The sequence below is a fragment of the Streptomyces sp. BF23-19 genome (genome assembly GCF_041106355.1).
GTDB lineage: Bacteria > Actinomycetota > Actinomycetes > Streptomycetales > Streptomycetaceae > Streptomyces > Streptomyces virginiae_A.
Map to the genome: position 1 here is coordinate 1 of NZ_JBGBPT010000009.1, position 23,949 is coordinate 23,949.

Sequence of the window (23,949 nt, forward strand, 5' to 3'; positions counted from 1 at the left end):
CAGCGCCACCACCCGCCCCAGAGGTGAAACCCGCACCGCCGAAACCCGTGGCCCGACCCGCCTATCACGCGGCGGCCCGCAAACCCGCCGAGCACCACATCTCGCCGGTGACTTTCACCTTGATGACCGCCGCTCCCGCGGTGCTCGCGATCGTCGCGCTGCGCCCGCGCTAGCGCTTCTTCCGCCCCACCAGTAAACGATTGGGAGTCATCTTGTCGGAATGGCTCGTCCTGTCCATCGCGATGGCCGCGGCCTGTGCCGTGGTGCTGTCCATCGCCTTCCTCAACCACAGGAGGATCGGCGACGACGACGATCCGAACGAGACCCCGGACGTCATCGAGTACATGACGATGATGATCGGGGTGATCTACGCGATCGTGCTCGGCCTGGCGATCGCCGGCGTCTGGGAGGGCCGCGGGGCCGCCCAGGAATACGTGCGCCAGGAGGCCCAGGCCCTGCACGAGATCAGTGTCCGCTCCGAGGTCTACCCGGCCGAGGTGCGCAAGCGGATCCGCTCCGATGTCGACGCGTACGTGACCTACGTCGTGGACACGGAGTGGAAGCGGATGGCCGACCACGGCGAGCTCAGCGAGCACGGCGGGGAGCTGCTGGAACGTATCCGCCGGGACGTCACCGACTACGAGCCGCAGACCGACCACGAGGGGCAGGCCTACCAGCCGCTGGTCGACCAGGTCGCGGTGGTGGACGACGCCCGCAGCGCACGCGGTTCGAGTGCCGGGGCCACCATGCCGGGGGTGGTGTGGTTCGGGCTGATCGTCGGCGCCCTGGTGACCGTGGGGCTGATCTTCACCCTGCAGATCAGGCGGTCGTTCCGCGAGATGCTGCTGGCCGGCCTGTTCAGCGCCCTGATCGCGTTCCTGCTGTTCCTGATCTGGGACTTCGACGCGCCGTTCGGGCGAGGCATCTCCGCCACCGCCGAACCGTTCCTCGCCCAGTTCCCCCACCTGGACCTCGAGGGCTAGGGGATCTCGGGATCTCGCCGCTCGCAAACCGGGGACGGGCCTCCCGTCCCCGGTTCGGCCCATGGCCATGCCCCATTCGCCCGTTCCTGATCGCGGGTCACCGCACCCCGACCTAGCGTGTCGGACATCGAGGCGCACGACCCCCCACGTGCGGAAAACCGTTCCGCGGCTGCTCCTCGGGGATCCGGAGAACCAACCATGGGTGCGATACGTACCTCTGCCACCGCCCTGCTGAGCGCCGGCGCCACCGGCGCCGTACTCGCGCTCGGCGCCTTCGGCGTGCCCGCCGCGACCGCGGCCGAGGCCCGGCCCACGATCACCTCGTTCGGGTTCACCCTCACACCTTCGACCGTCGCCCCCGGGGGGCAGACGGTCCTCGCCGTCAGTCGATGCAACGCCGCCTACGCCACCGCCTCGTCCGGGGTCTTCGACACCGTGAGCATCGCGCGCGGTCAGACCGTACGGGTCACCGTGGACCGGGACGCCCGGCGCGGAGCCGTCTACTCCGTCTCCTTCACCTGCAACGGTGAGACCGGCTCGGCCGATCTGACGATCGCCGGCGGCAGCACCGGACCCACCACGAGCTCCACGCGGACCGGCACCGGCGCGACCCTCTACCCGACCCCGTCCTCCGCCCTCGGTGTCCGCGGCGGTCTGGGCGGCAGCATCGCCGGTATGGATCCCCTGGAGCTCGGCGCCGGCGCCGGACTGTTCCTCGCCGCCGCGGGCGGCACCGTGTTCGCCCTGCGCCGCCGGGGGTCCGACCGTAGCCACTGAATCCGCCGGACATCCCCCCGCTACCGCCGATCGCCCCGAGTCCTGACGAGGACTCGGGGCGATCGGCGGTAGCGGGGGATCTGCGTCCGGGGAGACCGGTCAGGCCCGGCTGCGGAGCGGACGGCGACGGCGCACCACGTGGGCGCCGGCCCCCAAGGCCGCGGCGCCGACGAGGCTCGCGCCGATGGCGGTCTCGGCGGTGGACGGACCGAACGATCCGCCGATGCCGCCCTGCGAGGGGTTGCCCTCGAGGATCGTGAAGCGGTGCGTGGCGACCAGATTGCTGTCGTTGCACTTGACCGACAGCGTGTGGTGACCGGGCGAGGCGTGGTTGAAGACCCGGACGGTCGCGAAGCCGATCGAGCCGGCGGACAGGTTGGCGGGCGGAAAGTTGCCGGGCGAGGCGACGGTACCGCCGTGTCCGCAGCCCGCCGCGCTCACCTGCATCGTGGATCCCTGGTGCACGGAGTACGGGTTGACGGAGATGTTGCTGGGGCCGTTCCCACCCCCGTTCCCACCCCGGCCCCCGGGATCCTGGTTCGCGGAGGCGAATGGGGCACTGAGGCCGATCGCGGCGCAGGCTGCCGCCGCCACGGTAAGAGCGCGCACAACACGCATGGTGGAACCTCCAGCGGAAAGCGCCCCGGAGCGTCGGCCCCGGATGATCGACGAGAACGCCTCCCACGTCGAACCCTCAGGTCGTCCCGCAACCTCCGCATTTCCGGCTTTGGGCCGCCCGGTTGAGCGACACGCCGAAGCGCGGACGACGCGGCTGACGGATCCGCAGGTCACGACCCGTCAGGCATTTATGTGACGATTACCTGGATGGGCGCACCCCTTCCGGCCCCCTCCGGGTGGCGGCCACCCGTTCGCCCTTTCCCCCTCGCCGTCCTGCCGGCTCGGCCTTAGCGTGCGTGAAGTAGGGCGTACAGGGGCGGGACAGGAACGCGGGTCGGGACCCCCGCGTCGGGAAGGGAGAACGATGGGCGAGGACGAGACCGGGCAGAAACGCAGATACTCGCCATGGGGCGTGCTCGCCCTGGTCATGCTCACCGGCCTCGCCATGGTGCGAAACGGTGTGAACGTCGGCGACGGGCCGCCACAGCCCACCGCGGCCTCGGCCGTCGCGGTGACGTCCGACCAGTTGCCGGCGAATCCGCCCACGCCCCCGGCGGACATGGAGGTGCTGGAGCACTCGTCGGTCCAGCGCATCCGGATCCCCACGATCAACGTGGACGCGCCGGTGATGACGGTCGGACTGGACGCGGAGGGCTGGATCGACGCGCCGCCCCCGCAGGACCGCAATCTCGCCGGCTGGTACCTCAACGGCATCTCGCCGGGCCAGCGGGGCTCGGCGGTGATCGTGGGCCACGTGGACAACGCGCAGGGCCCCGCGGTCTTCTACGGCCTGGGCTCGGTCAAGCCGGGCAACCACATCGAGGTGGAGCGGTACGACGGGCGCACGGCGGTGTTCGAGGTCTACGGCGTGGAGGTGTTCTCCAAGGAGGCCTTCCCCGGGGCCCGGGTGTACGGGGACACCGGGCACCCGGAGCTCCGGGTGATCACCTGCGGCGGCGGATACTCGAAGGCCCGCGGCTACGACGGCAACGTGGTCGTCTTCGCCCGCATGGTGGAGGCCCGCTGAGCCCGGGAGCGGCCGGGCCCGGGGGCGGCCGCCGCGGCCGCCGCGGCCGGGTCCCGGTTCAGCGGGGCGGCAGCACCGGGAGGGTCATCCGGTAGCCCCGGGCCAGCAGTTGGGGAAGGTACGAGGAGATCGCCTGGACGCTCTGCGACCGGTTGCCGCCGGCGTCGTGCGACAGGACGATCACGCCGGGGGCCGCGCCGCCCAGTACCCGGGAGATGATCGTCGGGGTCCCCGGTTCCTTCCAGTCCAAGGTGTCCACGGTCCAGGCGAGCGGCTCCATGCCGAGTTCCGCCCCGATCTCGAAGGCGGCCCGGTTCCAGGCTCCGTAGGGGGCCCGGAACCACAACGGCGCCTCACCGACGGTCTGCTGCACGACCTCGCTCGTGCGGCCGATCTCGGAGGCGAGGGCGGGCCGGCTGAGTTGCGGGATGAGCGGGTGGGTCCAGGTGTGGTTGCCGATGACGTGGCCCTCGTCGACCATCCGGCGCAGCAGGTTCCGGTTCTCGGTGGCCATCTCCCCGCAGACGAAGAACATGGCGCGCACGCCGTACCGGGCGAGGGTGTCGAGGATGGCGGGGGTGTAGCGGGGGTCCGGGCCGTCGTCGAAGGTGAGCACCATGCCGCCCGACGCGGCGGCGTCGGCGGGGAGTTCCAGGATGGGCCGGGTCCGTACGGCCGGCTTCGCGGCCGCCGCGCGCACCGGCGCGTCGGCGGTCATCGGTTGCAGCCGGTACGACTTCTCGGGCAGCGCCCGCGCTCGCAACCCCGGCGCACCCGCCGCGGGTGGCGCCCCCGGCCCTGCCGGTGCTCCGGACCCGCCCGGCCCCGGTCCGGGGGCTCCGCTGCCGCTCTCACCACTGACGCTGAGCAGTCCGGAGGCGGCCGCGACCCCGAGGAAGACGGCGGTACGCAGGACCGTGCGCCGCCCTACTGTCGGCTCGTCATTTTTCATTATTACTACGTATCAACGACATCGCCGAAGTTGTCGAGAGGCGCGGAGGCACCCTCTTCCCCTCACCCGGTCGGCGCACGCCCGCGGTGTTGATCATGCTGTCTACACTGGTCCGTCGGGATGAGCCGGAGGGGGCCGACGATGAGTCAGTACTTCGACATGGGCGATGTGACGCTGTGGAACCCGTCCAACGGGGCCTCCCGGATGTTCCGGCGCCAGGTGGCGGTCTTCGAGGCGGAGCTGGGGCTCGGTTCGGGCATCGGGCCGATGGAGAACGACGAGTGCCAGGTCGACCCGATCGCCTTCGCGGCCTTCGTCGACGCCCTGCTGGTCCAGCACCGCAGGACGAGCCACGCCATCGTGCTCGCGCTTTCGGAGGGCTTCACCGCCACCGTGGTCGTGCTCGCGGAGCGTGCCGGGATCCGGTTGGACCGGGAGCGGCTCGGCGCCGCCCCGGACGGCCCTCGCGAGGACGTACAGGTGTCCGCCGCGGGAATGGCCGCTCCGCCGCCCGGCCGTAGTTGGTCGACGGGGCTGCGCGAGCAGGCGGCGCGGCTGGAACGGCGTATGCCGAGGCAATGAGGGCCCGCCACGGCGACGACGAGGTGCCCCTTCGGGGCGGTCAGCCGCGGCGGACCAGGGGGAAGGGGAGGGTCTCGCGGATCGTCAGGCCCGTGAGGAACATGACCAGGCGGTCCACGCCGATGCCGAGGCCGCCGGTGGGCGGCATCGCGTACTCCAGGGCGTCCAGGAAGTCGTTGTCGAGCTCCATGGCCTCCGGGTCACCGCCCGCCGCGAGCAGGGACTGCGCGGTGAGCCGGCGGCGCTGTTCCACCGGGTCGGTCAGCTCCGAGTAGGCGGTGCCCAGTTCGGTGCCGAAGGCGACCAGGTCCCAGCGTTCGGCGAGCCGGGGGTCCCTGCGGTGCTGGCGGGTGAGCGGGGAGACGTCGGTGGGGAAGTCCTTGTAGAAGGTGGGCAGCTTGGTGCGCTCCTCGACGAGGCGCTCGTACATCTCCAGCACCACGTCGCCGCGGGTGTCCTCGGGGGCGTGCGGGACCGACGCCCGGTCGCACAGCCGGCGCAGCACCTGCTCCTCGGTGTCGGCGTCGACCTCCTCGCCGAGGGCCTCGCTGATGGCCCCGTACATGGTCTTGACCGGCCAGGTTCCGGAGATGTCGTGGACGACGAGCTTCCCGTCCGGGCCCGCCTTGTGGGCGATGGGCGAGCCGAAGGCGGCGGTGGCCGCGCCCTGGATCAGTTCGCGGGTGAGGTCGAGCATCACGTCGTAGTCGGCGAAGGCCTGGTAGGCCTCCAGCATCGTGAACTCGGGATTGTGCTTGTAGGAGACGCCCTCGTTGCGGAAGGTGCGGCCCATTTCGAAGACCTTCTCCATGCCGCCGACGCAGAGCCGCTTGAGGTACAGCTCGGGCGCGATGCGCAGGTACAGGTCGAGGTCGTAGGCGTTGATGTGGGTGCGGAAGGGCCGGGCGTTGGCGCCGCCGTGGATCTGCTGGAGCATCGGGGTCTCGACCTCCAGGTAGCCGCGGTCGAGGAGTCCCTGGCGCAGGGCCTGGACCGCGCTGGAGCGGGCCCGTACGACGTCCCGGGCCTCGGGGCTCGCGACGAGGTCGAGGTAGCGGCGCCGGACCCGGGCCTCGGGGTCGGCGAGGCCCTTGCGCTTGTCCGGGAGGGGGCGCAGGCACTTGCCGGTGAGCTGCCAGGAGCGGACCACGAGGGACGGTTCGCCGGCCTTGCTGGCGCCGACCTCGCCGCTGACCAGCACGTGGTCACCGAAGTCGACCTGGGAGGTGAAGGAGTCCAGCACCTCGGCCCCGGCCTCGTCGCGGGTGAGCATGAGCTGTATGTCCCCGGACCAGTCGCGCAGGACGGCGAAGACCACGCCGCCGAGGTCGCGTACGACCATCACGCGTCCGGCGAGGGTGGCCTCGGCGCCGGTCCGGGCGCCGGGCGGGTGGTCGGGGTGGGCCGCCTTCAGTTCCGCGACGGTGTGGGTGCGCGCGCGGATCCCCACGGGGTAGGGGTCGGTGCCGGCCGCCCGGATGCGGTCCAGTTTGGCGTGGCGGACGCGGACCTGTTCGGGCAGCCGCTCGGCCGGGGCACCCGCGTCCGCCTGCTCGACCGCGTCCAGGCCGAGGGAGTCGATGGCGGGCAGGCCCTCGGTGTTGACGGGGGCGGTGAGGCCCTTGGGATGGCCGTTGCCCCACAGGGTGCGCAGGCTGGGTACGGAGACGAAGCCCTCGGCGATGCCGGAGGCGAGGCTGACCCGGGCGAGCGAGCCGGCGTCCTGGTAGCAGAGGAAGCGCGGGTACCACTCGGGGCCGTACTTGACGTTCGAGCGGTACAGCGCCTCCAACTGCCACCAGCGGGAGAAGAAGAGGAGCAGTTTGCGCCACAGCTTCAGGACGGGGCCGGCGCCGATCCGGCCGCCCTCCTCGAAGGCGGAGCGGAAGACGGCGAAGTTGAGGGAGATCCGGCGTACGCCGAGACCGGGGGCGGCGGCGCAGAGCTGCGCGACCATGAACTCCATCACCCCGTTGGGGGCGGTGCGGTCGCGGCGCATCAGGTCGAGGGAGATGCCGTCCTTGCCCCAGGGGACGAAGGAGAGCAGGGCGATCAGCTCGCCCTGGTCGTCGAAGGCCTCGACCAGCAGGCAGTCCCCGTCCTCGCGGTCGCCGAGCCGGTCCAGGGCCATGGAGAAGCCGCGTTCGGTCTCGGTGTCGCGCCATTTGTCGGCGTTTTCCACGATCCTCTGCATCTCGTCCTGGGAGAGGGCGGAGTGGCGGCGGACGACGGTGGTGGCGCCGGTGCGCCGGACCCGGTTGACGGCTTGGCGGGTCACGCGCATGTCGCGGCCGTCGAGGTCGAAGTGGGCCACGTGCAGGATCGCCTCGTCGCCCAGTTGCAGGGCGCCGAGCCCGGAGCGGCCGTAGGCGGTGGCGCCGTCCTCGGAGGCTCCCATGACGGCGGGCTGCCAACCGTAGCGGCGGGCCACGGCCAACCAGGCGTCGATGGCGGCGGTCCAGGAGGCGGGGTCACCGACCGGGTCCCCGCTGGCGAGGCAGACGCCGGCCTCGACGCGGTAGGTGACGCCGGCCTTGCCGTTGGGGGCGAAGACGACGGCCTTGTCGCGCCGGGTGGCGAAGTAGCCGAGGGAGTCGTTGCGTCCGTAGGCGCCGAGGAGGGCGCGGATACGCGGCTCCTCGTCGCCGTGCAGGGCGGCGGTCAGGCGCTGGGAGCGGAAGAGGGTCATGGCCGCGTTCAGCAGGGCGGCGGCGCCGAAGAGGCCGAGCAGGAAGGACAGCGGGCGGGGTGGGTGGCCGTCGAACTCCCGGGCCGAGAAGAGGCCGCCGAAGACCTCTTTGGCGGCCCAGTCCAGCCACTGGCCCTTGGGCAGGGTGCCGGGGAAGAGGGCGACGAGCGCCCAGCCCGCGAGTACGGCGGCGAGCAGGCCGAGGCCGAGCACGAGCAGGGCGTGCCACAGGGCCCCGGGGCGCGAGGCGGCGTAGAACTCGTCGCGGGCGGCGATCAGTACGGCCATCGCGGCGACGGCGATGACCATGGAGGGGACGCCGATCCAGTACTCGCCGACGGCCATCTCCAGCACGTCGTCGACGATCAGCAGGGCCAAATAGGTGATGACGATCCACCAGGCGACCTTCTTGCGGGTGCCGAGGGCCGCGGCGAGGAGGAAGAGGAAGACGGCGTAGGCGAGGTTCGCGCTGACGGGGACGACGATCAGGTCGAGGAACCGCACGATGTGCCGTAGGAGCCGGCGCAGCGTGGGAGAGAGTGCGAGCAGGGCGCACAGCAGGCCGAGCGCTCCGAAGAACGCGCCGAACCCGTCGGGTACCCGGTTCAGGAAGCGGTTCCGGGTTCCGTGCTTCGCCTCCACGGTGGCACTGGTGGCACTGGTGGCACTCATGGTTCGCACTGTAGGGAGGGCGGCCCCGGTGCGCGCGCCGAACGGGAGGAGCGTTCCCCGGGCGCTCCCCGGGCCGGGCCCCGGGCGTCCCTGCGCACGGCCTATCCTCGGCAGGGTGACGGAGCACGTGAACACGGAATTCGAACGCGGTACCGACGGCCCGAAGGTGATCCTGGCCGGGGTCGACGGATCGGAGTCCTCGCTGCGGGCCGCGGCCTACGCGGCGGGACTGGCCCGGCGACAGAACGCCCTGCTGGCCCTGGTGTACGTCCAGCCGGTGATCCCGGCCGGCGCCGCGCTGGGCGCGCCGGTGGCGGACACCACCGGGGAGATCGCGGAGGGGCTGGTGGCCGAGATCCGCGCGTCGGCGGAGCGGCTCAAGGGGATCTACGAGGTGCGCTGGCAGTTCCACACCTTCCGCGGCGACCCGTACGCCGGGCTGGTGAGCGCGGCGGACGAGCTGATGGCGGACGCGGTGGTGGTCGGCGCCTCCGAGCAGGCGGGCCACCGCATCGTGGGGTCGGTGGCGATCCGCCTGGTCAAGGCGGGCCGCTGGCCCGTCACCGTGGTTCCGTAGGTTCTGCAGGTCCCGGATCGGTCCAGGGTCCTCGAGGTCGGGCGACCCCGAGGACGCCCCGGGCTACTTGCCCATGGTCAGGCCGTCCTTGGCGGCGCCGCGGCTGAGGACGGCCTCGCCGATGGCGTCCCGCGCGCTCTCGTAGTCCTCGCGGCCGGGGTTCTCGGCGAGGGCGTCGGGCAGGTGGACGACCCGGCCCACGGACAGGTCCATCATCTGCGGCACGAACTCGGCCTTGGTGACCTGCCAGCGTTGCCCGGCTGCGGCCGGCGGGGCGAAGGTGAAGCGGCCGATCGAGCCGTAGTTGCCCCGCATGTCGCGCGCGCCGGTGTGGTTGAACATCTCGCCGGCGACCTGGTCGCCCATGCCGTAGACGATCCAGGTCCCGTTGACCTTCTCGTAGGGCTGCGGGATGTGCGCGTGCGTGCCGAGGATCATGTCGATGTCGGGGCGGCCGCCGGTCTGCGAGGCGGTCAGCGCCTTGCCGAGCGAGAGCTGGGTGTCGTCCGGTTCGGTCTCCCATTCCGTACCCCAGTGCACGCTCACCAGCACCACGTCCGCGCCCGCCTTCCGGGCCGCCCGCGCATCCGCGATGATCTTGTCCTGCTTCATCAGGTTGACCGCCCACGGCTGACCCTCGGGCAGGGGGTAGCCGTTGGTGTCGTAGGTGTAGGCGAGGTGCGCCACCTTGGCGGAGCCCGCCGTGTACGTGGTCACCGCGGCCGCCTCGGCGGCCGTACGGGCCGAGCCGGCGTGCCGCAGGCCGACCTTGTCGAAGCGGTCCAGCGTACGGCGCAGGCCCGCTCCCCCGTCGTCGAGGGTGTGGTTCGAGGCCGTGGAGCAGCCGTCGTACCCGGTGTCCTTCAGCCCGTCCGCGACCTCCGGCGGGGACTTGAAGGCGGGATAGCCGGAGAAGGGGCCGCCTTCCTCCCCGTAGATGGTCTCCATGTGGCAGAGGGCGAGGTCGGCTCCGGAGACCACGGCCTTGACGCCGGAGAACATCGGCCTGAAGTCGTACCCGTCGCCGTCCGCGTCGTTCGCGGCGCGCTGGATGACGGAGGTGTGCGGCAGTACGTCGCCGCTCGCGACCAGGGTGAAGCCCTTGGCGGCGGGCGATCCGGCGGCACTGGAGGGGGTGGCCGGGGCGCCGGAGTCGCCGAGGCGGGCCGGTGCGGAGCTCCCGGTGGCCGAACATCCGGCGACGGCGGACAGCAGCACGGCCGACAGGAGGGCGAGCACCTGCGGCCGGATTCGCGTGGTCATGTGCCCTGCTCTCATTAATACGATTATCTGACGTGTGATCACATGCAATCCACATAACTACACGCCGTAAGTCAAGAGACGGGTCCGCCGCGCGGGCACACGCCCACCCGAACGGCGGACACGACCGACAGCGGGTGTGGGTGTGGGCGACGGCGGGTGTGGGTGTGGGCGACGGCGGGCGTGCGGGACGCCGGCCGCGGGGGCCGACCGCAGGGGGGCACCGTCTGCCGTTCGCCGCGCCGTTCGACCGTTCACCGACCGGCACGGCCGCCCGGCGGACGACCCGGGTGCTTGGGCGCACCACCGGGGCCGGACGGTTCCAGCTCGGCTCCGTGCAGGTCAGGGTGGACGTGTCGCCGCCTCCACGGCCCCCCGCGCACCCCGGAAGGAGCCCCTCGTGCCGCTCTCCCCCACCCTCCCGCGTACGGATCCCGAGGCACTCGCCGAACTCCAGCGTGACCACGGGCGGGCCCTGTTCGGATTCCTGCTCGGCCTGACGGCAGGAGACGCCCAGCGCGCCGAGGACCTCGTACAGGAGACCCTCGTGCGGGTCTGGCAACACCCGGAGGCCCTCTCCAGCGGGCACGACTCCATGCGGCCCTGGCTGTTCACGGTGGCCCGGCGCCTCGCGATCGACGCCCGCCGGGCCCGGCTGTCACGGCCCTTGGAGGTGGATCCGGAGGGACTGGAACACGCACCCGAGCCCCAGGACGCGGTGGCCGGATCGGTCACGGCGATCGACGTCCGGCGGGCCGTGGGATCCCTGGGACCGGAGCACCGCGAGGTGCTGATGCAGGTCTACTTCCGCGACCGCTCGGTGGCCGAGGCCGCCGCCGAGCTCGGAATCCCGGCCGGAACCGTCAAGTCCCGCACGTACTACGCCCTGCGCGCCCTGAAGAAGGGCCTCCAGGGGTACGGGTACGGCCTCGGCGCCTGAGTCGGCGGCACCGCGACGGATCGGGTAACGCCGTGAATGGATGCGGACCGGACATAAAACGCGTCGATTTCGGCACCAGAGCGTGCAAGTTGAGTAAACAACCCCCGCTCCGCGAGCCGCTCGGTGAAGGCTCAGGACTGACGACGGGACGCTCGAAGCGCGGGAGAAGGTGGAACGGTGCAGCCCGAGGGTAGTAACGGCACCAGTGACGGCGGGCTCGCGGTGCCCATGGCCTGGCTGTACGCCGAGTACATCGCGGACGAACTGCTGCGTACGGGCCGGCTCATCCCGGTCAGCACCCTGGAGTTCAGGGCCGGACGGGACACGCTCGCCCTGACGATCTACCTCTCGGACGCGGCCGGCGAGCTCTCCGGCATCCGGGTGGTCTCGCAGCTCGACGAGTGGTTGTCGCTCACGGCGTACGGACACCCGTGGCGCGACTGGGTGCACACGCGGTTCCTCGCACTCGGCGAGGAGGCCCGGGAGCGCGGCGACGGCGGGGACCCCGACCTGGAACTGGCCCGGGCGGCCTGGCGGTGGCTGGACGGCACCGAGCTGTTCGCCACCAACCTCGACCCCGGGCGGCCCGACCACACCGACATCCCGCCGGGACTGGACGAGAACGCGCGCGTATGGACCCCGGCCTGGCAACTCGGACTACCCCTGGGTCACTTGGCGATGCACCTGTTCTGACGAAGCCGCGAGCACGGGCACGGGACGCTGAACTCATATGATCAGCGCACTCCTTACCTGGCTCGAAAGGCGCTCATCAGTTCCATGGACAGCAAAGCGATCGAGAACGCGCAACGGGTGGCAGCGCGGGTGACGGCCGATGCCGATGGTGACGCCTGGAAGGAACACCAATGGGCGGTGGCGCGCTTCCTGTCCGGGTCCCGGACCGCCGTCGAGGAGGAGCGCTGGAGGAAGCGGCTGAACGAGTGGCGGGAGCGGATCGTCGCGTCCCTCGCGGCGGACGCCTACGCCGAGGTCGCCGAGTCCCAGGACCTCCTCCTGGGCTGGCTCCTGACGGAGCTTCGACGCGGCGACGACGCCCTCGGCACGCTGCTCGCGCTGTACCCGCTGCCCAGGCCGGAGCCGGAGCCGCTTTCCACCTCCGGCACACCGACGCAGCAAGCCACGGGCGAGTTGGCCGAGTTCTACTTCGCCGACGTCTTCACCTTCGTCACCGACTACCTGGCGGTCATGATCCGCCGACCCCTGGACGGTACGTCCGCGACCTGGTGTCCGGCCTGGTGGGAACACCCCGAGGCGGGGGCCCGACTGTCCGCGCTCTGGCTGGCCTGGGAGCACCTGCGGCACGATGCCGCCCTCGGCATGACGACGTGGTGGATCCAGCACGCCGATCCGCACCTCAAGGTCCTGATGGACCCCCGGCAGGGCCCGTTCGCCGCCTGCTCGCCCGAGGGCCACGCACAGGACCCGCTCGGCCCGCTCCCGGTGGAACCGTACGAGCCGACCTAGGTTCTGTCCCTTCGGTCAGCGTCGTGCCCGGATGGGGATGGCGTCGAGGTGGAGTGCTGCCTGGTAGGCGATGGCGAGTTCGTCGCATCGTGTGGCCAGGCCGCGCCACTGCTCGAGGCGGTCGATGCGGCGTTCGACGCTGTTCCGCTGCCCGCGGTGACGGTCAGGGCCAAGGGCCGTGCACGGTCGTCGGCGGCCAGGTGGACCTTGGTGCTCAGGCCGCCGCGTGAGCGTCCGAGGGCGTGGTCGGCGGGCTCGCTGCGGCCTTCGGCCCTTTCTTGCGGGGCAGCCGGGCCCTGGTCAGATCGTGACCGGGCCGTGGGCGGTGGCGAACTCGACCGAGACCAGGCCCGGCTCCTCATCCTCGACCCAGGTGACGTCGATCTGGTCGAGGGGGTGGTCGGCCGGTTCGCCGAGGAATTCGGCGATGGAGGCGGCGTCGCCGGCGATGGAGACCCCGTGGATGGTGCTGGAGGTGCGCGGGTCGGCGCTCGGGCGCTCCTCGGTGGGAACCAACCACTGAAGGAAGTAGGGCAGTTGTGGCTCCTCCAGCAGCTCCAGCAGGCCGATCTGCTTCCACCTCAGGTCGAACCCGTCGGGGCGGACACGGTGGCCCTCGGCCGAGGTGCGGCCGAGGCGGGCCTCGACCGGGGCGATGTCGTCGACGGAGACCACCCACCCGAGCCAGCCGCCGCCCTCGGCGGCGCGGCGCGCGACCGCCTGGCCGAAGGGTGCGCGGTCGGCGGCGGGGTGGTCGAGTGTGGTGACCACCTCGACGTAGGTGCCGCCGCTCAGCGGGAGAATGAAATTGCGGGTGCCGAATCGCGGGTGTACGCCCCCGTCGACGAACCCGCCGCCGAGGGCCGATCCGATCCACTGGACGGTCGAGACGAAGCTGTCGCGGGCCACCGCATAGGACACGTGATCAAGTCGCACCGCGCCATCATCACCCGACAACCCACACAAATCCCGACGCCACGCCCGCCGCCCCGGCCGCGTCCGCCCACGACCCGCCCGATCGCCCGCTGCGGGGCGAGCGCTGCTGCCACAGGATTTCGATCCGGCATGCAGCCCCATGGGCACCGCACTTCCAAGAGACGACCTGGGGGGGGTGTCTCTTCGATCACGTGAGATCCATTGGGCGGCTGACTGCAGTGGCCCATCACGGGAGTCGGCGGGCCAGGAAAATGTGTCGAACGCGGAGTCGACCTTTGAGAAGGTCCTGAGTGTCCCGGAACTGCTGCGAAAGGAAGCCCGTGCCGCGTGCTGTCACATTGATTCGCTCTGCCTCCCTGTCCGATGTTGCGGAGTACGCCTACGCGGCCACGGCCCCGGCCGAGTCGCGACTGATCTTCCTGGCCGGAGCGTGTCCTCTGAATGAGGATGGCTCCACTGCGGCGATCGGGGACGTCGCGGGGCAGGCGGCCAGGGCTGTGGAGAACATGCGGACTGCCCTGACGGACTCGGGCGCGTCACTGCACGATGTCATCAGCACCCGTGTTCTCGTTGCCTCTCACCGGCGGGAGGACCTGGTGACGGCGTGGGAGGTTGTCCGGGACGCGTTCGGTGACCACGACGTGCCCAGCACATTGATGGGTGTCACCGTGCTCGGCTATGACGGCCAGCTCGTAGAGATCGAAGCCGTCGCCGCCGTGCTTGATTCCTGAGCCGACGGGCCATCCCTGCCGAGGGACCAACCGCCCCGCCCGGGTTTTGGCTCCGGTCACGATCGGGGCCGAACGAGGAGGGCGGCAGCGGTGACGGTGCCGAGATGGACGTACCCGCGCTCGTCGTATCGCGTGGCGACGGCTCTGAACTGTTCGAGCTTTCCGATGGCCCGCTCCACCGTGTTGCGATCTTCGTACCGGTCCTTGTTGAAGCCCGGGGGTCATGTGGTCCTTCTTCTCCGGGATCACGTGCCGGATACCGCGCCTGCGGAGGTGGACGCGGATCTTGTCCATGACCGGCTCGAACTGGGTGTGGTCCGCCCGTTGTCCCGGGGTGACGAGCAGGGACAGCGGCCAGGGGTTTCACCTGGCGCACCGCCTCCTCCAGCGGGAGCCCCAGGGTGATGTGCGCACGCAGCAGAATTGATCTACGCAGAGCCTCTTCTGAGGAGCTGGGTGGTGCGGGCGGCGGGTTCTTGGGTGCGCCGGCGGCGTGCTGGTGAGCCCGGCAGGAGGTGGAGTCCACGCTCGCCATGCTCCGGTCGAGCCGTTCGGCCTCGTTCGTCACATCGCCCCGCCCCCTGCCGGGCACGACGGGCCCGACATGGAGAAGTCACATGATCCGCCGGACAGAACCCTGGCCGCTGGTCTCACCCTGCCGCACGGGGTGCAGGACGGGATCGATCGCCGCCAGGTCCGCGAGCAGCCGGCGGGCCCCCTCGGCGATACGCGCGTCGGCGTCCCGCGTCAGCCCCTCACAGACGCTCAGTGCCTCGTCCCGCTCCGTGGCGTAGATGCCGAAGACGTCGAGGACGGCCGTGTGGATCCAGTCGCTGTGCTGCGCGTCTGCCACCGCCGTCGCGGACGCGACGACCGACAGTCCGGCCCTGTCCATACGCCGCAACAGGCTCTGGACGGTGTGCCGGGTGATGAGGGTGTCGCCCGCCACGAGCTCGAGCAGCGGCCCGACCGCCTCCGGCATCTCGGCGAACGCCGCCAGGCCGTGCCCGGCATCCGCCCGGTCGCGCCAGTCGTCGCTGCGCGCGAGCGCGCCGAGCGCCCGCACCGCCGCGCGCCTCTGATCACTGCCCATGTCCCCGCCCGCCCCCTCGTTCTATCCGCGCTCATGAGCGTACGGGGCGGGACGCCGAGGAACGGCCCAGGTCGTCTCTTTCGGATCTTGCCGGTCGAGCCCGCGTCGTCCGGTGCCGTGCATCGCAAGGCGGAGGGGCGCCCGTGGGGGAGGATCAGGCAAGATCCGGAAGGGACGGCCTGGGGAGGGTGTCGGCCGGGTCCATCACCAGGCCGGTGAAATCGGCCTCGTTGCGCTCCGCCCGGGTCACATACCACCGGGCGATGAGCCACATCACCGGGTACACCAGTACGCCGAGCGCCACCCAGACCAGCGGCCCCGACGCGTCGCGCGAGAGCGCGAACACCAGCGGCAGGGTTCCGATCAGCGCCACGAGCCCAGCCAACGACCCGAGAGCCACGCGCAGTTGGCTGCGCATCAGGGCCCTGACGTAGGTGGCCCCGAGGGTGGTCTGCTCGGAGATCTCCGAGCGGGCCGGGGTGTGCGCGGGCGGCCGGCGACGGGCGCCCCGGGGGACCCCGGTGACGATCTCGCGCCGGGGCGGCGACTGCTGCTGCTCCTCGGCCATGGTGCCGGAGTCTATGCGGCGACCGGCTATTTGAGGAGGCGCGAGAGCCGCCGATCGGCGAGGGGCTTACCGCCGGTCTGGCAGGTGGGGCAGTACTCCAGCGAGGAGTCGGCGAAGGACACCGAGCGTACGGTGTCCCCGCACACCGGGCACGGTTCACCGGCCCGGCCGTGCACCCGCAGGCCGCTCTTCTTCTCCGCCTTGAGTTTTCCCGCGGCCACCCCGTGGGCCCGGCCGACGGCCTCGCCCAGGGTGCTCCGCACGGCCTCGTGGAGCTGGGTGACCTGCTCCTCCGTGAAGGAGGCGGCGAGCTTGAACGGCGAGACCTTGGCGGCGTGCAGGATCTCGTCGCTGTAGGCGTTGCCGATTCCCGCGATCACGCTCTGGTCCCGCAGCACGCCCTTGATCTGGCGCCGCTCCCCCGCGAGCAGCGCGGCGAAGGCGTCCCGGTCGAAGCCCTCGGCGAGCGGATCGGGGCCGAGGCGGGCGATGCCGGGTACCTCCTGCGGGTCGTGGACCACGTACACGGCGAGGCGTTTTTGCGTACCGGCCTCGGTGAGGTCGAAGCCTCCGCCGCCGACGAGGGAGACGCGCAGTGCGAGCGGGCCCTTGCCGGGGCGCGGCGGCTGCGCGGGCAGGGTGTCCTGCCAGCGCAGCCAACCGGCTCGGGCCAGGTGCGTGACGAGGTGGAGCTCGCCGACCGGCAGGGCCAGGAACTTGCCGTACCGGGCGGTGGCGCCGGCCCGCTGCCCTTCGAGGGCGGTCAGCGGCGGGTCGTAGGTCTTGAGCACGCTCACCGCGAGTGGGAGGACGCGCTCGACCACCCGCCCGGTGAGGTGCTCGTCGAGGTATTCCCGCAGGGCCTCGACCTCGGGCAGCTCCGGCATGGTCCCAGCCTGCCGCCGCCTCAGGCGAAGCGCGAGCTGGGCACCGGGCCTGGCGAGGCGACGCGGTCGCGGGGCGAGGTGAGCCAGCCGTCGCGGACGGCGGTCACGAAGGCCCGGAAGGCCTCGTCCGGATCGGGCGGGGTGGCACCGTCGCCCCCGTCCGGACCGGCGGCGGCCCGCGCGACGTCCTGGGCGATCTCCTCCTCGGGCCTCTCGTCGTCCTTCCACGGCGGGGCCACGAACTGGCACAGCAGCGTGCTGAAGTCCGCGCTCACCGCGGGCGGATCGGTCCAGCAGGTGGCGTGCTCGGACAGGATCTGGCCGTCGGCGCGCGCGTGCAGGGTACGCAGGAGGTCCGGGTCGGTCGCGTTCAGGTCGTAGGCGACGACGAGGGTGTCCGTGCGTGTCGGCTCGTACGGTACGGCGGGCAGCCCGAGCACCTGCGCGGCGGCGAGCCCGAGGATCCGGTCGGACCGGCCGGGCAGAGTTGAGACCGTGCCGGGGCGGCGCCCGGCGGCCTCCAGGGCGAGTGCCAGGCGGGCCAGGCCGCGGCGGCACGTCTCGTGGGTGTCCCCGAGGTAGGCGAACCGGCCGGTCATCCCGGCGTCCCAGCCGTACCCGGAGAGGGTGCCCAGGAGTCCGCCGGTCAGGCCGTAGTGCCAGCCGCGCAGGTCGGTGCGGCCCAGCGGATCGGCATGGCCGGTCGCGCTCTGGGCCCGGCGCGCCTGGCCGGTGCGGTGCAGCCGGAGCGTCTGGCGGGTGTGGGCGCCGGACCACTGCGGGTCGTCGGGGGCGGGGAGGGCGCCGCCGATGCGCGCGGCGGTGTCCAGGTCCCCGGCCAGCAGGGTGTGGTGCACGAGGAGGTACGTCTCGGGCCAGGCGGGCAGCCCCGGGCCGCGGCCCGAGAGCAGGTCGACCACTTCGGCGTGCCGGTTCTCGTCCTCCAGGGCGGACACCAGCTCGGCGAGGAGTGCCCGCGAGTCGGGGAGCAGCCGGAGTCCCTCGCGCAGGGGTGCGACGGCGAGGAAGGCTATGCCGCGCTCGACGCAGGCGTAGCCGAAGTCGTAGAGGGCCTGGGGCTCGCCGGGCCGCTTGGCGGCGGCCTTGGCGGCGCCGGCCAGGTCCTTGAACCCGGCGGCGTCGGCCAGGGCCCGGGTGGCCTTGGCGAGTTCGGCGATCGATGCCGTCTCGGCGTGCGGCCGCAGCGACCGTACCGCTCCGGGCAGATCGTCCTTCTTGAGGAATCGGCGTACTTCATCTATGGCGTTGGTCATCGCCCCCGATCCTCACGGAGCCGCGCCGGTCCCGCAACGGACTTTCCCGGGCCGGTGACCGCGGGGCCGGTCCGCCGGCCCCGCGGCCCGACCCCGCCGCCCGACCCCGCCGCCCGGGTCAGGTCCGGGCGATCAGCGCGTAGCGCTCGTCGCCGACGGGGCCGCCCCACAACTCGGCTTCGCCGCTGAGCGGTTCGATGCGCAGGTCGGACACCAGGGGCCGGACCGCTGCGGCCAGGTCCTCGGCGGTGATCCCGCCGTACCAGGGGAGCGATTCGGCTCCGGCGACATAGGGGACGCCGCTCTCGCCGGCTTCCCGCCACCGCCCCTCGACGAGAACCAGCCGTCCTGCCGGGCCGAGCCGCGCGACCCAGGCGCGGAGCGCGGCCCCGGGATCGGGCAGGGTCCACAACAGGTGGCGGCAGAGCAGGACGTCGTACCGCTCCTGCCCGGTCGGCGGGTCCGCGGCGTCGCCGACGAGGAACCGTCCCGCCAGGCCCGCGGCCGCGAGTTTGGCCTCGGCCCGCTCCACCATCCGGGGCGCGAGGTCCACCCCGGTGACCCGGTGCCCGGCCTCGGCCAGCAGCAGGGACAGCGAGCCGGTGCCGCAGCCGACGTCGAGGACGTCGGCGGGCCCGCCGGGCAGCCAGGATCTCAGCAGCCGGGACCACGCGGCACGGGTGTGCTCCTGGCGTAGGCCGTGGTCCGGCTCGTCGTCGAACGCGGCCGCGGCGGCGTCCCAGTACTCGGTGATGGCGTGGGTGGGTTCGGACATGACGGTGATCCTGCCGGAGGCCACCGACAACGGGCCGGACAGGGCGGGGTGGGGCCGGGCGGGACCGGGCGGGGCCGGGCGGGGCCGGGTGGGGCCGGACGGCTCAGCCCATCACGAACTCGCACCACACGCATTTGCCGCCGCCCCGCGGCTCCACGCCCCAGACGTCCGCCAAGCGGTCCACCAGCATCAGGCCCCGCCCCGAGACGCCCGACTCCCCCGCCTCGCGGCGCCGCGGCAGTGCGCTGGAGCGGTCCTCGACCTCCACCCGGAGGCGACGCTGGGGGCCCGCCAGGACCCGTAGGGTCACGATCGCCGGGCCGTCCGTGTGCATCAGGGCGTTCACGATCAGCTCGTCCGCGACCAGTTCGATCTCGTCGGCGCGCTCCCGCGCGCCCCAGGCCCGTACCGCCGCCCCGATCATGTGCCGGGCGGCCACCAGGGCCTCCGGGTCGCCCGGTGCCACGTGCTGCTGGAGGCGGCCGCCGCCTTCCTGGGCGGCGACCACGTGGCGGCGCAGCAGGAGCAGCGCCATGTCGTCGTCCCCGCCCCGTTCGTCGACGATCTCGCACAGCAGGTCCGCCAGGAGCGGCAGGTCGGCCGGTCCGCGGCGGATGTGGGAGGTCAGGAGCTGGATTCCGTCGTCGAGGTCGGCGCCAGGCTGTTCCACGAGGCCGTCGGTGCACAGCAGGATCGTTTCTCCCGGGTCCAGCTCCACCGTGGTCACCGGGTACTCCAGGCGGCCGAACTCCGCCGAGAGGCCCAGCGGCATCCCGCCCGCCACCGGGAGCCGGTGGCAGTCCCCGTCGCGGGTCCGCAGCAGTGGGTCGATGTGGCCCGCCCGGACCACCTGGAGGACGCCCGTAGCGAGGTCGGCCTCCACGTACGTGCAGGTCGCGAACCTGTCGGTGTCCAGCTCGTGCAGGAAGACGGAGGCGCGGGCCATGACCGTGCCCGGCGAGTGGCCCTCGGCGGCGTACGCGCGCAGCACGATCCGCAGTTGGCCCATGACGGCCGCCGCGTGCGTGTCGTGGCCCTGGACGTCGCCGATGACCGCGCCGACCCGGCCGCCCGGCAGCGGGATGACGTCGTACCAGTCGCCGCCGATGTCCTGGCCCATCCGGGCGGAGCGGTAGCGTACGGCGATCTCCCCACCGGCCACCGAGGGGATCCGCCGCGGCAGCATGGCCTGCTGGAGGCCCTCGGCCAGGTCGTGCTCCTGCTCCAGCAGCATGGCCCGCTGGAGGCTCTGCGCGATGCTGCTGCCGAGGGCGACGAGCAGGTTGCGCTCCTCCTGGGTGAAGCCGTCCTTGTCCTGGTAGAGCAGTCCGATCGCGCCGATCGGCCGGGCCTGGGCGATGAGCGGCAGGTAGGCGGCGGCCGAGATCCGCATGTACGAGATCCTCGCCCAGAGCCCGGGGTAGTCCCGGGCGAATTCCTGCGCCGAGTCGAGGAAGCGCGGCTCCAGCGAGCGGACGACCTCGCTCATCGGGTACTGCTCGTCGATCCGGGTGTAGCGGGTGCCGGGGACGAAACTGTCCTCCGGGCCCTCGGCGACCAGGTGGATCCGGCCGGCTTCGACGAGGCCCATCACCATGCCCATCGAGCCGAGCCGTTCCAGTCCGTGGGCGTCGCCGATGACGTCGATGACGTCCCGCACGGTGCGGGCGTGCGCGAGGGCGGCGGTGGTGGACTCGACCACCGAGGTCTGGCGGCGCCGCTCCTCGTCCAGGCCGAGCCGCTCCGCCGAGTGGCTGAGCTCGTCGGTGGCGTCCCGGACGATGCCGATGATCCGGTACGGGCGGCCGTCCTGGTTGCGCATGACGCGGCCCTGGGTGTGCGTCCAGCGCAGCCGCCCGTCGTGGCAGCGGATACGGAAGTAGGCGCCGTAGCTGTCCTCGCGGCTCTTCAGGGCGGAGGAGACGAGGGCGTCCAGCCGGGTCGCCTCGGTGGCGGGAACGCGCGGGTCGAGCGACTCCGGCCGGCCGTCGTACTCGTCGGGAGTCGTGTCGAAGACGTCGAGGGCGGCTTCGTCCATGTGCATGAGACCGGTGACCAGGTCCCAGTCGAAACTGCCCATGCGGTTCAGCGAGAGCGACCGGTCCGGGTGTGCGGGCCAGTCGTCCGGCAGCGATACGGTGGTCGGCACCGATCCACCATGACACACGGGCCGGTCAGGCGCTCTCCAGCGGAGAGCTCCCGTCGGAGGACTGCGGCCGCAGGGCCGGGTCCGGGACCGCGTGGGGATCGCTCGCGTTCGGGTCGTAAGGAGCGTTGGGGTCGGACCCGCTGTTCGGGTCGTACGGATCCACGAGGTCACCGGGCAGCGCGGCCGATCCGTCGGGATCCAGGGGAAGCGTCTGCTCGCCGGGGGCCGGCGGCGGCATGTCGGTGGTGCCGTCCCAGGGATTGGCGGACGGCGGCTGCTGCGGCTGTTCCGGCTGCCGCGGCCGGGTGGACGGGTTCGACTGCGTGCCCGGGTTCTGGGGCTGGTTCCCGCCGGGCGCGTTCTGCGCGGCCTGCGGGTCCTGTGCGCAGTCCGTCGCCCCGGGCGTCGGCGCCGCCGGGGCGTTCGGCGAGGCCGGGGCGGCCGGTGCGACTGGTGCGGCCTGGTTCGGCGGGCAGGGGTCGCCGGACGCGGCCCCGGGCGGGGTGACGGGCCCGTCCGGGATACCGGCGGACGGGTCGTACGGGGGCAGCGCCTTCGGGGGCCGGTCCTGCGCTCCGTCGTCACCCCGCTTGCGCTCGATCCAGGTGTTGTCGGCGATGTTGACGATCACCAAACTGTTGATCACGTGGGCGGTGGGTTCGATGACGACGACCTGGTTGGCCTGGTAGCCGCTCCACGGGTCGCCCTTGTGCTGCGGCGACCCCTTGGCGGTGCGCGGGGAGGCCAGCGGGTTTCCGCAGCCGCAGCGGACCCGGGGCATGCCGTGCTCGTCCACGAGGACGGCGGTGCCGGCCTGGAGGACGGACTGGAAGCCGTCGGCGGCGCCGTCGCGGAAGGCGTGGTTGGTGACCCGGGTGTCGGCGCGCAGGACGACGGGCGTCAGGCCGCGCAGGAAGTCGGGGATCTTCTCCTCTTCGATGTTCGAGGCCTCGGCGAAGGCGCGGGACTTGTCCTTGTCCGCGGTCAGGAAGGCGACCTGCTGTTCCACGTCGCAGCTGCCGAGCCGCTGGGTGCCTCCGTACAGGCCGGGGGTGGCCGCGTTGACGGTGCGGATGCCCTGGCCGGTCGCGTTGGGCAGCGGGGGCTGTACGGGGGCGGACTCGGCGGTGGCCGAGGAGGCGGTGAAGGGGTCGGGGCCGGCGGAGGCCACGGGCTGGAGGTAGACCTCCTGGCTCTCGGCTCCGGGTGCGCCCTTCGGCTCCTCCGCGCTGCCGCACGCCGCGGCGAGCAGGCCGAGGAGGGCGAAGAGGGCGGCTCCGGCGGGTGCATGACGACGCGACGCCTGACGTGGTGTCGGAAGTGACGATCCGTTCACTTGAATCTCCCTGTTCGCCCCGATTGCTCCCTCCTGTCTGCCGCATCCGCGCAGGAGCCGCAACCGGAGCGTTCCTTGAACATGTTCAAGGAACGTCGTAGGCTCACCACCGTGAGTTGAACGCGTTCAAGGCGTTGACCGCAGCGTTGGGGGGAGTCCAGGGTGACGGCACTGGTGAACGTGATCGTCACCCTGGGCATGCTCTACGTCGTCCCGGCCGGCCTGCGGCTCATCGACCCGGTCCACCTCCTGCGCACGGCCCGCCTCTGGCCGCTCGCGGCCGTACCCGGTGCGCTGTGCCTGTGGCTGCCCCGCGGACTGCCCGCCACCGCGCTCGCCGCGCTGTATGCGGCGGCCTGCCTGACGCTCGCCGCCCGGGCCCCGATCCGGCTGCTGCGCGCCCGTTCCCTCACCCCGCCCGCGATCGCCGTCGCCACCGCGCTGGTCTCGCCGTCGATCGCCGCCACCGCCCTGGTCTGCGAGCGTGCCGGGTACCGGCTCTTCGGCTTCGACCTCGACATCCTGGCGCTGACCGTGCCCCACTTCCACTTCGCCGGGTTCACCGCGGCCCTGGTCGCCGGGCTGGTGTGCCGCGCCGTGGACGGCCGCGCCGGGACCGGCGGCCTCGCGCGCCGGGCCGCCTGCAGCGTCCCCGCGGGCACCCTGCTCGTCCTCCTCGGCTACTTCGTCGACGACTGGGCCGAGCTGCTGGGCGCGGTGGTCCTGACCGGCGGAATGTGGGCGGTGGCCCTGCTCACCTGGCGGGAGATCCGGCCCGCCGGCCCGGACCGGACCACGCGGACCCTGCTCGCCACCTCGGCGGCCGTGCTCGTGGCCACCATGCTGCTCGCCCTGTGGTGGGCGGCCGGCGAGGCCGCCGGGATCACGCACCCCACCCTGACCTGGATGGCCGCCACCCACGGCCTCGGCAACGCCCTCGGGTTCGCCCTGTGCTCGGTACTCGCCTGGCGCCGGCTGACCGCCGAAACCCGCACCGCCGAAGCCCGCACCGCCCAGGTCCGAACGGCGGACCGTCCGGACCGCCGACCCGGCGACCGCCCCGCGCCTCGACCACGTACCACCTCCGACCGAGTGGAGCTCTCGCCATGACCCGCCTCATCAGCGCCGGCCGGGACACCGTCAACTACCCCGACCGGGGCGCGACGGCCCACCGGCCGCTGCCCGCCGGCTACAACCACCTGCACCACCGCACCCGGCTCGGACACGGCCGGGCCGTCTTCGAGGCCGCCGGAACCGCGGTCACCACCTTCCACGCCCACCGCACCTCGGGCATGCGGGTACGGGCCGATGACGGCGCGGTCCGGCCCGGCGGCCGGGTGACCGTGGGGATCGGCCTCGGGCCGCTGCGCGTCGACGCTCCGTGCGAGGTGATCTGGACCGCGTACGAGCCCGCCCGCATCGGTTTCGCCTACGGAACCCTGGCCGGGCACCCGGAGTGCGGCGAGGAGTCCTTCATCGTGGACATGGACCCGGACGGCACGGTGTGGTTCACGGTCACCGCCTTCAGCCGCCCGAACGCCTGGTACACCCGCCTCGCCGGGCCGGTGGTCCCCTTCCTCCAGCTGAGCTACGCCCGCCTGCTCGGTCACCACCTGCGCAAGCTGGCCGCCACCGGCTGAC

23 protein-coding genes and 2 pseudogenes are annotated in these 23,949 nt (G+C 72.3%); 11 read left to right on the forward strand and 14 right to left on the reverse strand.

Annotated elements, in window-relative coordinates; translation table 11 throughout:
* Positions 1-212 precede the first annotated feature (212 nt).
* Positions 213-983 (forward strand): DUF4239 domain-containing protein, encoded by a 771-nt coding sequence (locus tag AB8A24_RS07600; protein WP_266393074.1) that lies wholly within the window; start codon positions 213-215, stop codon positions 981-983.
* Positions 984-1,181: 198 nt separating this feature from the next.
* Positions 1,182-1,760, forward strand: coding sequence for a hypothetical protein (locus AB8A24_RS07605; RefSeq protein ID WP_328960588.1), 579 nt, complete (start codon positions 1,182-1,184; stop codon positions 1,758-1,760).
* A 99-nt stretch (positions 1,761-1,859) separates the two neighbouring features.
* Here AB8A24_RS07605 and AB8A24_RS07610 read toward each other — a convergent pair whose 3' ends face one another.
* Positions 1,860-2,378, reverse strand: coding sequence for a hypothetical protein (locus tag AB8A24_RS07610; RefSeq protein ID WP_328960589.1), 519 nt, complete (start codon positions 2,376-2,378; stop codon positions 1,860-1,862).
* A gap of 364 nt (positions 2,379-2,742) precedes the next feature.
* On the opposite strand from AB8A24_RS07610, the gene AB8A24_RS07615 reads away from it, so the two are divergent.
* Positions 2,743-3,405: a class F sortase gene (locus AB8A24_RS07615; RefSeq protein ID WP_030716444.1), complete on the forward strand. Its 663-nt coding sequence runs from the start codon at positions 2,743-2,745 to the stop codon at positions 3,403-3,405.
* A gap of 58 nt (positions 3,406-3,463) precedes the next feature.
* Here the strand turns inward: AB8A24_RS07615 and AB8A24_RS07620 are convergent, their stop codons facing one another.
* Positions 3,464-4,357 carry a polysaccharide deacetylase family protein gene (locus AB8A24_RS07620; RefSeq protein ID WP_328960590.1) on the reverse strand — a complete coding sequence of 298 codons (894 nt, stop codon included), beginning with the start codon at positions 4,355-4,357 and terminating at the stop codon, positions 3,464-3,466.
* A 141-nt stretch (positions 4,358-4,498) separates the two neighbouring features.
* On the opposite strand from AB8A24_RS07620, the gene AB8A24_RS07625 reads away from it, so the two are divergent.
* The gene (locus AB8A24_RS07625) at positions 4,499-4,939 is read left to right on the forward strand and encodes a DUF6086 family protein (RefSeq protein ID WP_328960591.1); all 441 of its coding nucleotides are present in this window, start codon (positions 4,499-4,501) and stop codon (positions 4,937-4,939) included.
* Positions 4,940-4,979: 40 nt separating this feature from the next.
* Here the strand turns inward: AB8A24_RS07625 and lysX are convergent, their stop codons facing one another.
* Entirely contained in the window at positions 4,980-8,300 is a 3,321-nt protein-coding gene (lysX, locus tag AB8A24_RS07630) for a bifunctional lysylphosphatidylglycerol synthetase/lysine--tRNA ligase LysX (protein ID WP_369475198.1), read from the reverse strand.
* 115 nt (positions 8,301-8,415) lie between these two features.
* On the opposite strand from lysX, the gene AB8A24_RS07635 reads away from it, so the two are divergent.
* Entirely contained in the window at positions 8,416-8,877 is a 462-nt protein-coding gene (locus AB8A24_RS07635; RefSeq protein WP_030716454.1) for a universal stress protein, read from the forward strand.
* A 63-nt stretch (positions 8,878-8,940) separates the two neighbouring features.
* Here the strand turns inward: AB8A24_RS07635 and AB8A24_RS07640 are convergent, their stop codons facing one another.
* On the reverse strand, positions 8,941-10,140 hold the full coding sequence (locus tag AB8A24_RS07640) for a CapA family protein (RefSeq protein WP_369475199.1): 1,200 nt from the start codon (positions 10,138-10,140) through the stop codon (positions 8,941-8,943).
* A 397-nt stretch (positions 10,141-10,537) separates the two neighbouring features.
* Between AB8A24_RS07640 and AB8A24_RS07645 the strand changes: the two genes are divergently transcribed.
* From AB8A24_RS07645 to AB8A24_RS07655, 3 genes are all read left to right on the forward strand, one after another.
* Entirely contained in the window at positions 10,538-11,077 is a 540-nt protein-coding gene (locus AB8A24_RS07645; protein WP_030716460.1) for a sigma-70 family RNA polymerase sigma factor, read from the forward strand.
* Positions 11,078-11,305: 228 nt separating this feature from the next.
* Complete coding sequence (locus AB8A24_RS07650; RefSeq protein WP_314246989.1) at positions 11,306-11,770, forward strand: hypothetical protein; 465 nt, start codon at positions 11,306-11,308, stop codon at positions 11,768-11,770.
* Between the two features lie 84 nt (positions 11,771-11,854).
* Complete coding sequence (locus AB8A24_RS07655; protein ID WP_369475200.1) at positions 11,855-12,559, forward strand: DUF4913 domain-containing protein; 705 nt, start codon at positions 11,855-11,857, stop codon at positions 12,557-12,559.
* Between the two features lie 149 nt (positions 12,560-12,708).
* On the opposite strand, the pseudogene AB8A24_RS07660 reads toward AB8A24_RS07655, so the two are convergent.
* A pseudogene (locus tag AB8A24_RS07660) lies at positions 12,709-12,798 on the reverse strand (IS5/IS1182 family transposase); the annotation flags it as partial.
* A gap of 61 nt (positions 12,799-12,859) precedes the next feature.
* On the reverse strand, positions 12,860-13,495 hold the full coding sequence (locus tag AB8A24_RS07665; RefSeq protein ID WP_328960596.1) for a VOC family protein: 636 nt from the start codon (positions 13,493-13,495) through the stop codon (positions 12,860-12,862).
* Positions 13,496-13,815: 320 nt separating this feature from the next.
* On the opposite strand from AB8A24_RS07665, the gene AB8A24_RS07670 reads away from it, so the two are divergent.
* Complete coding sequence (locus AB8A24_RS07670) at positions 13,816-14,226, forward strand: RidA family protein (protein ID WP_229315252.1); 411 nt, start codon at positions 13,816-13,818, stop codon at positions 14,224-14,226.
* 56 nt (positions 14,227-14,282) lie between these two features.
* Here the strand turns inward: AB8A24_RS07670 and AB8A24_RS07675 are convergent.
* The 8 genes and pseudogenes from AB8A24_RS07675 to AB8A24_RS07710 all read right to left on the reverse strand — a co-directional run.
* Positions 14,283-14,580, reverse strand: a pseudogene (locus tag AB8A24_RS07675) (IS5/IS1182 family transposase); the annotation flags it as partial.
* Positions 14,581-14,839: 259 nt separating this feature from the next.
* Positions 14,840-15,319, reverse strand: a complete 480-nt coding sequence (locus AB8A24_RS07680) for a hypothetical protein (RefSeq protein ID WP_328960597.1) — start codon at positions 15,317-15,319, stop codon at positions 14,840-14,842.
* Between the two features lie 154 nt (positions 15,320-15,473).
* Positions 15,474-15,887: a hypothetical protein gene (locus AB8A24_RS07685; RefSeq protein ID WP_328960598.1), complete on the reverse strand. Its 414-nt coding sequence runs from the start codon at positions 15,885-15,887 to the stop codon at positions 15,474-15,476.
* 26 nt (positions 15,888-15,913) lie between these two features.
* Entirely contained in the window at positions 15,914-16,774 is an 861-nt protein-coding gene (locus AB8A24_RS07690) for a DNA-formamidopyrimidine glycosylase family protein (protein WP_328960599.1), read from the reverse strand.
* A gap of 20 nt (positions 16,775-16,794) precedes the next feature.
* Entirely contained in the window at positions 16,795-18,048 is a 1,254-nt protein-coding gene (locus tag AB8A24_RS07695; RefSeq protein ID WP_369475201.1) for a hypothetical protein, read from the reverse strand.
* 118 nt (positions 18,049-18,166) lie between these two features.
* Positions 18,167-18,823, reverse strand: a complete 657-nt coding sequence (locus AB8A24_RS07700; RefSeq protein ID WP_328960601.1) for a class I SAM-dependent methyltransferase — start codon at positions 18,821-18,823, stop codon at positions 18,167-18,169.
* A 103-nt stretch (positions 18,824-18,926) separates the two neighbouring features.
* Positions 18,927-20,990, reverse strand: coding sequence for a SpoIIE family protein phosphatase (locus tag AB8A24_RS07705; protein WP_328960602.1), 2,064 nt, complete (start codon positions 20,988-20,990; stop codon positions 18,927-18,929).
* Positions 20,991-20,997: 7 nt separating this feature from the next.
* Positions 20,998-22,308, reverse strand: a complete 1,311-nt coding sequence (locus tag AB8A24_RS07710) for a DUF6777 domain-containing protein (RefSeq protein ID WP_369475202.1) — start codon at positions 22,306-22,308, stop codon at positions 20,998-21,000.
* A 162-nt stretch (positions 22,309-22,470) separates the two neighbouring features.
* Here AB8A24_RS07710 and AB8A24_RS07715 point away from each other — a divergent pair, with 162 nt between their 5' ends.
* Positions 22,471-23,418 carry a YndJ family protein gene (locus AB8A24_RS07715; RefSeq protein ID WP_328960604.1) on the forward strand — a complete coding sequence of 316 codons (948 nt, stop codon included), beginning with the start codon at positions 22,471-22,473 and terminating at the stop codon, positions 23,416-23,418.
* Positions 23,415-23,948, forward strand: coding sequence for a DUF1990 domain-containing protein (locus tag AB8A24_RS07720; RefSeq protein WP_328960605.1), 534 nt, complete (start codon positions 23,415-23,417; stop codon positions 23,946-23,948). Before AB8A24_RS07715 ends, AB8A24_RS07720 begins: the two co-directional genes overlap by 4 nt.
* Position 23,949: the final 1 nt, after the last annotated feature.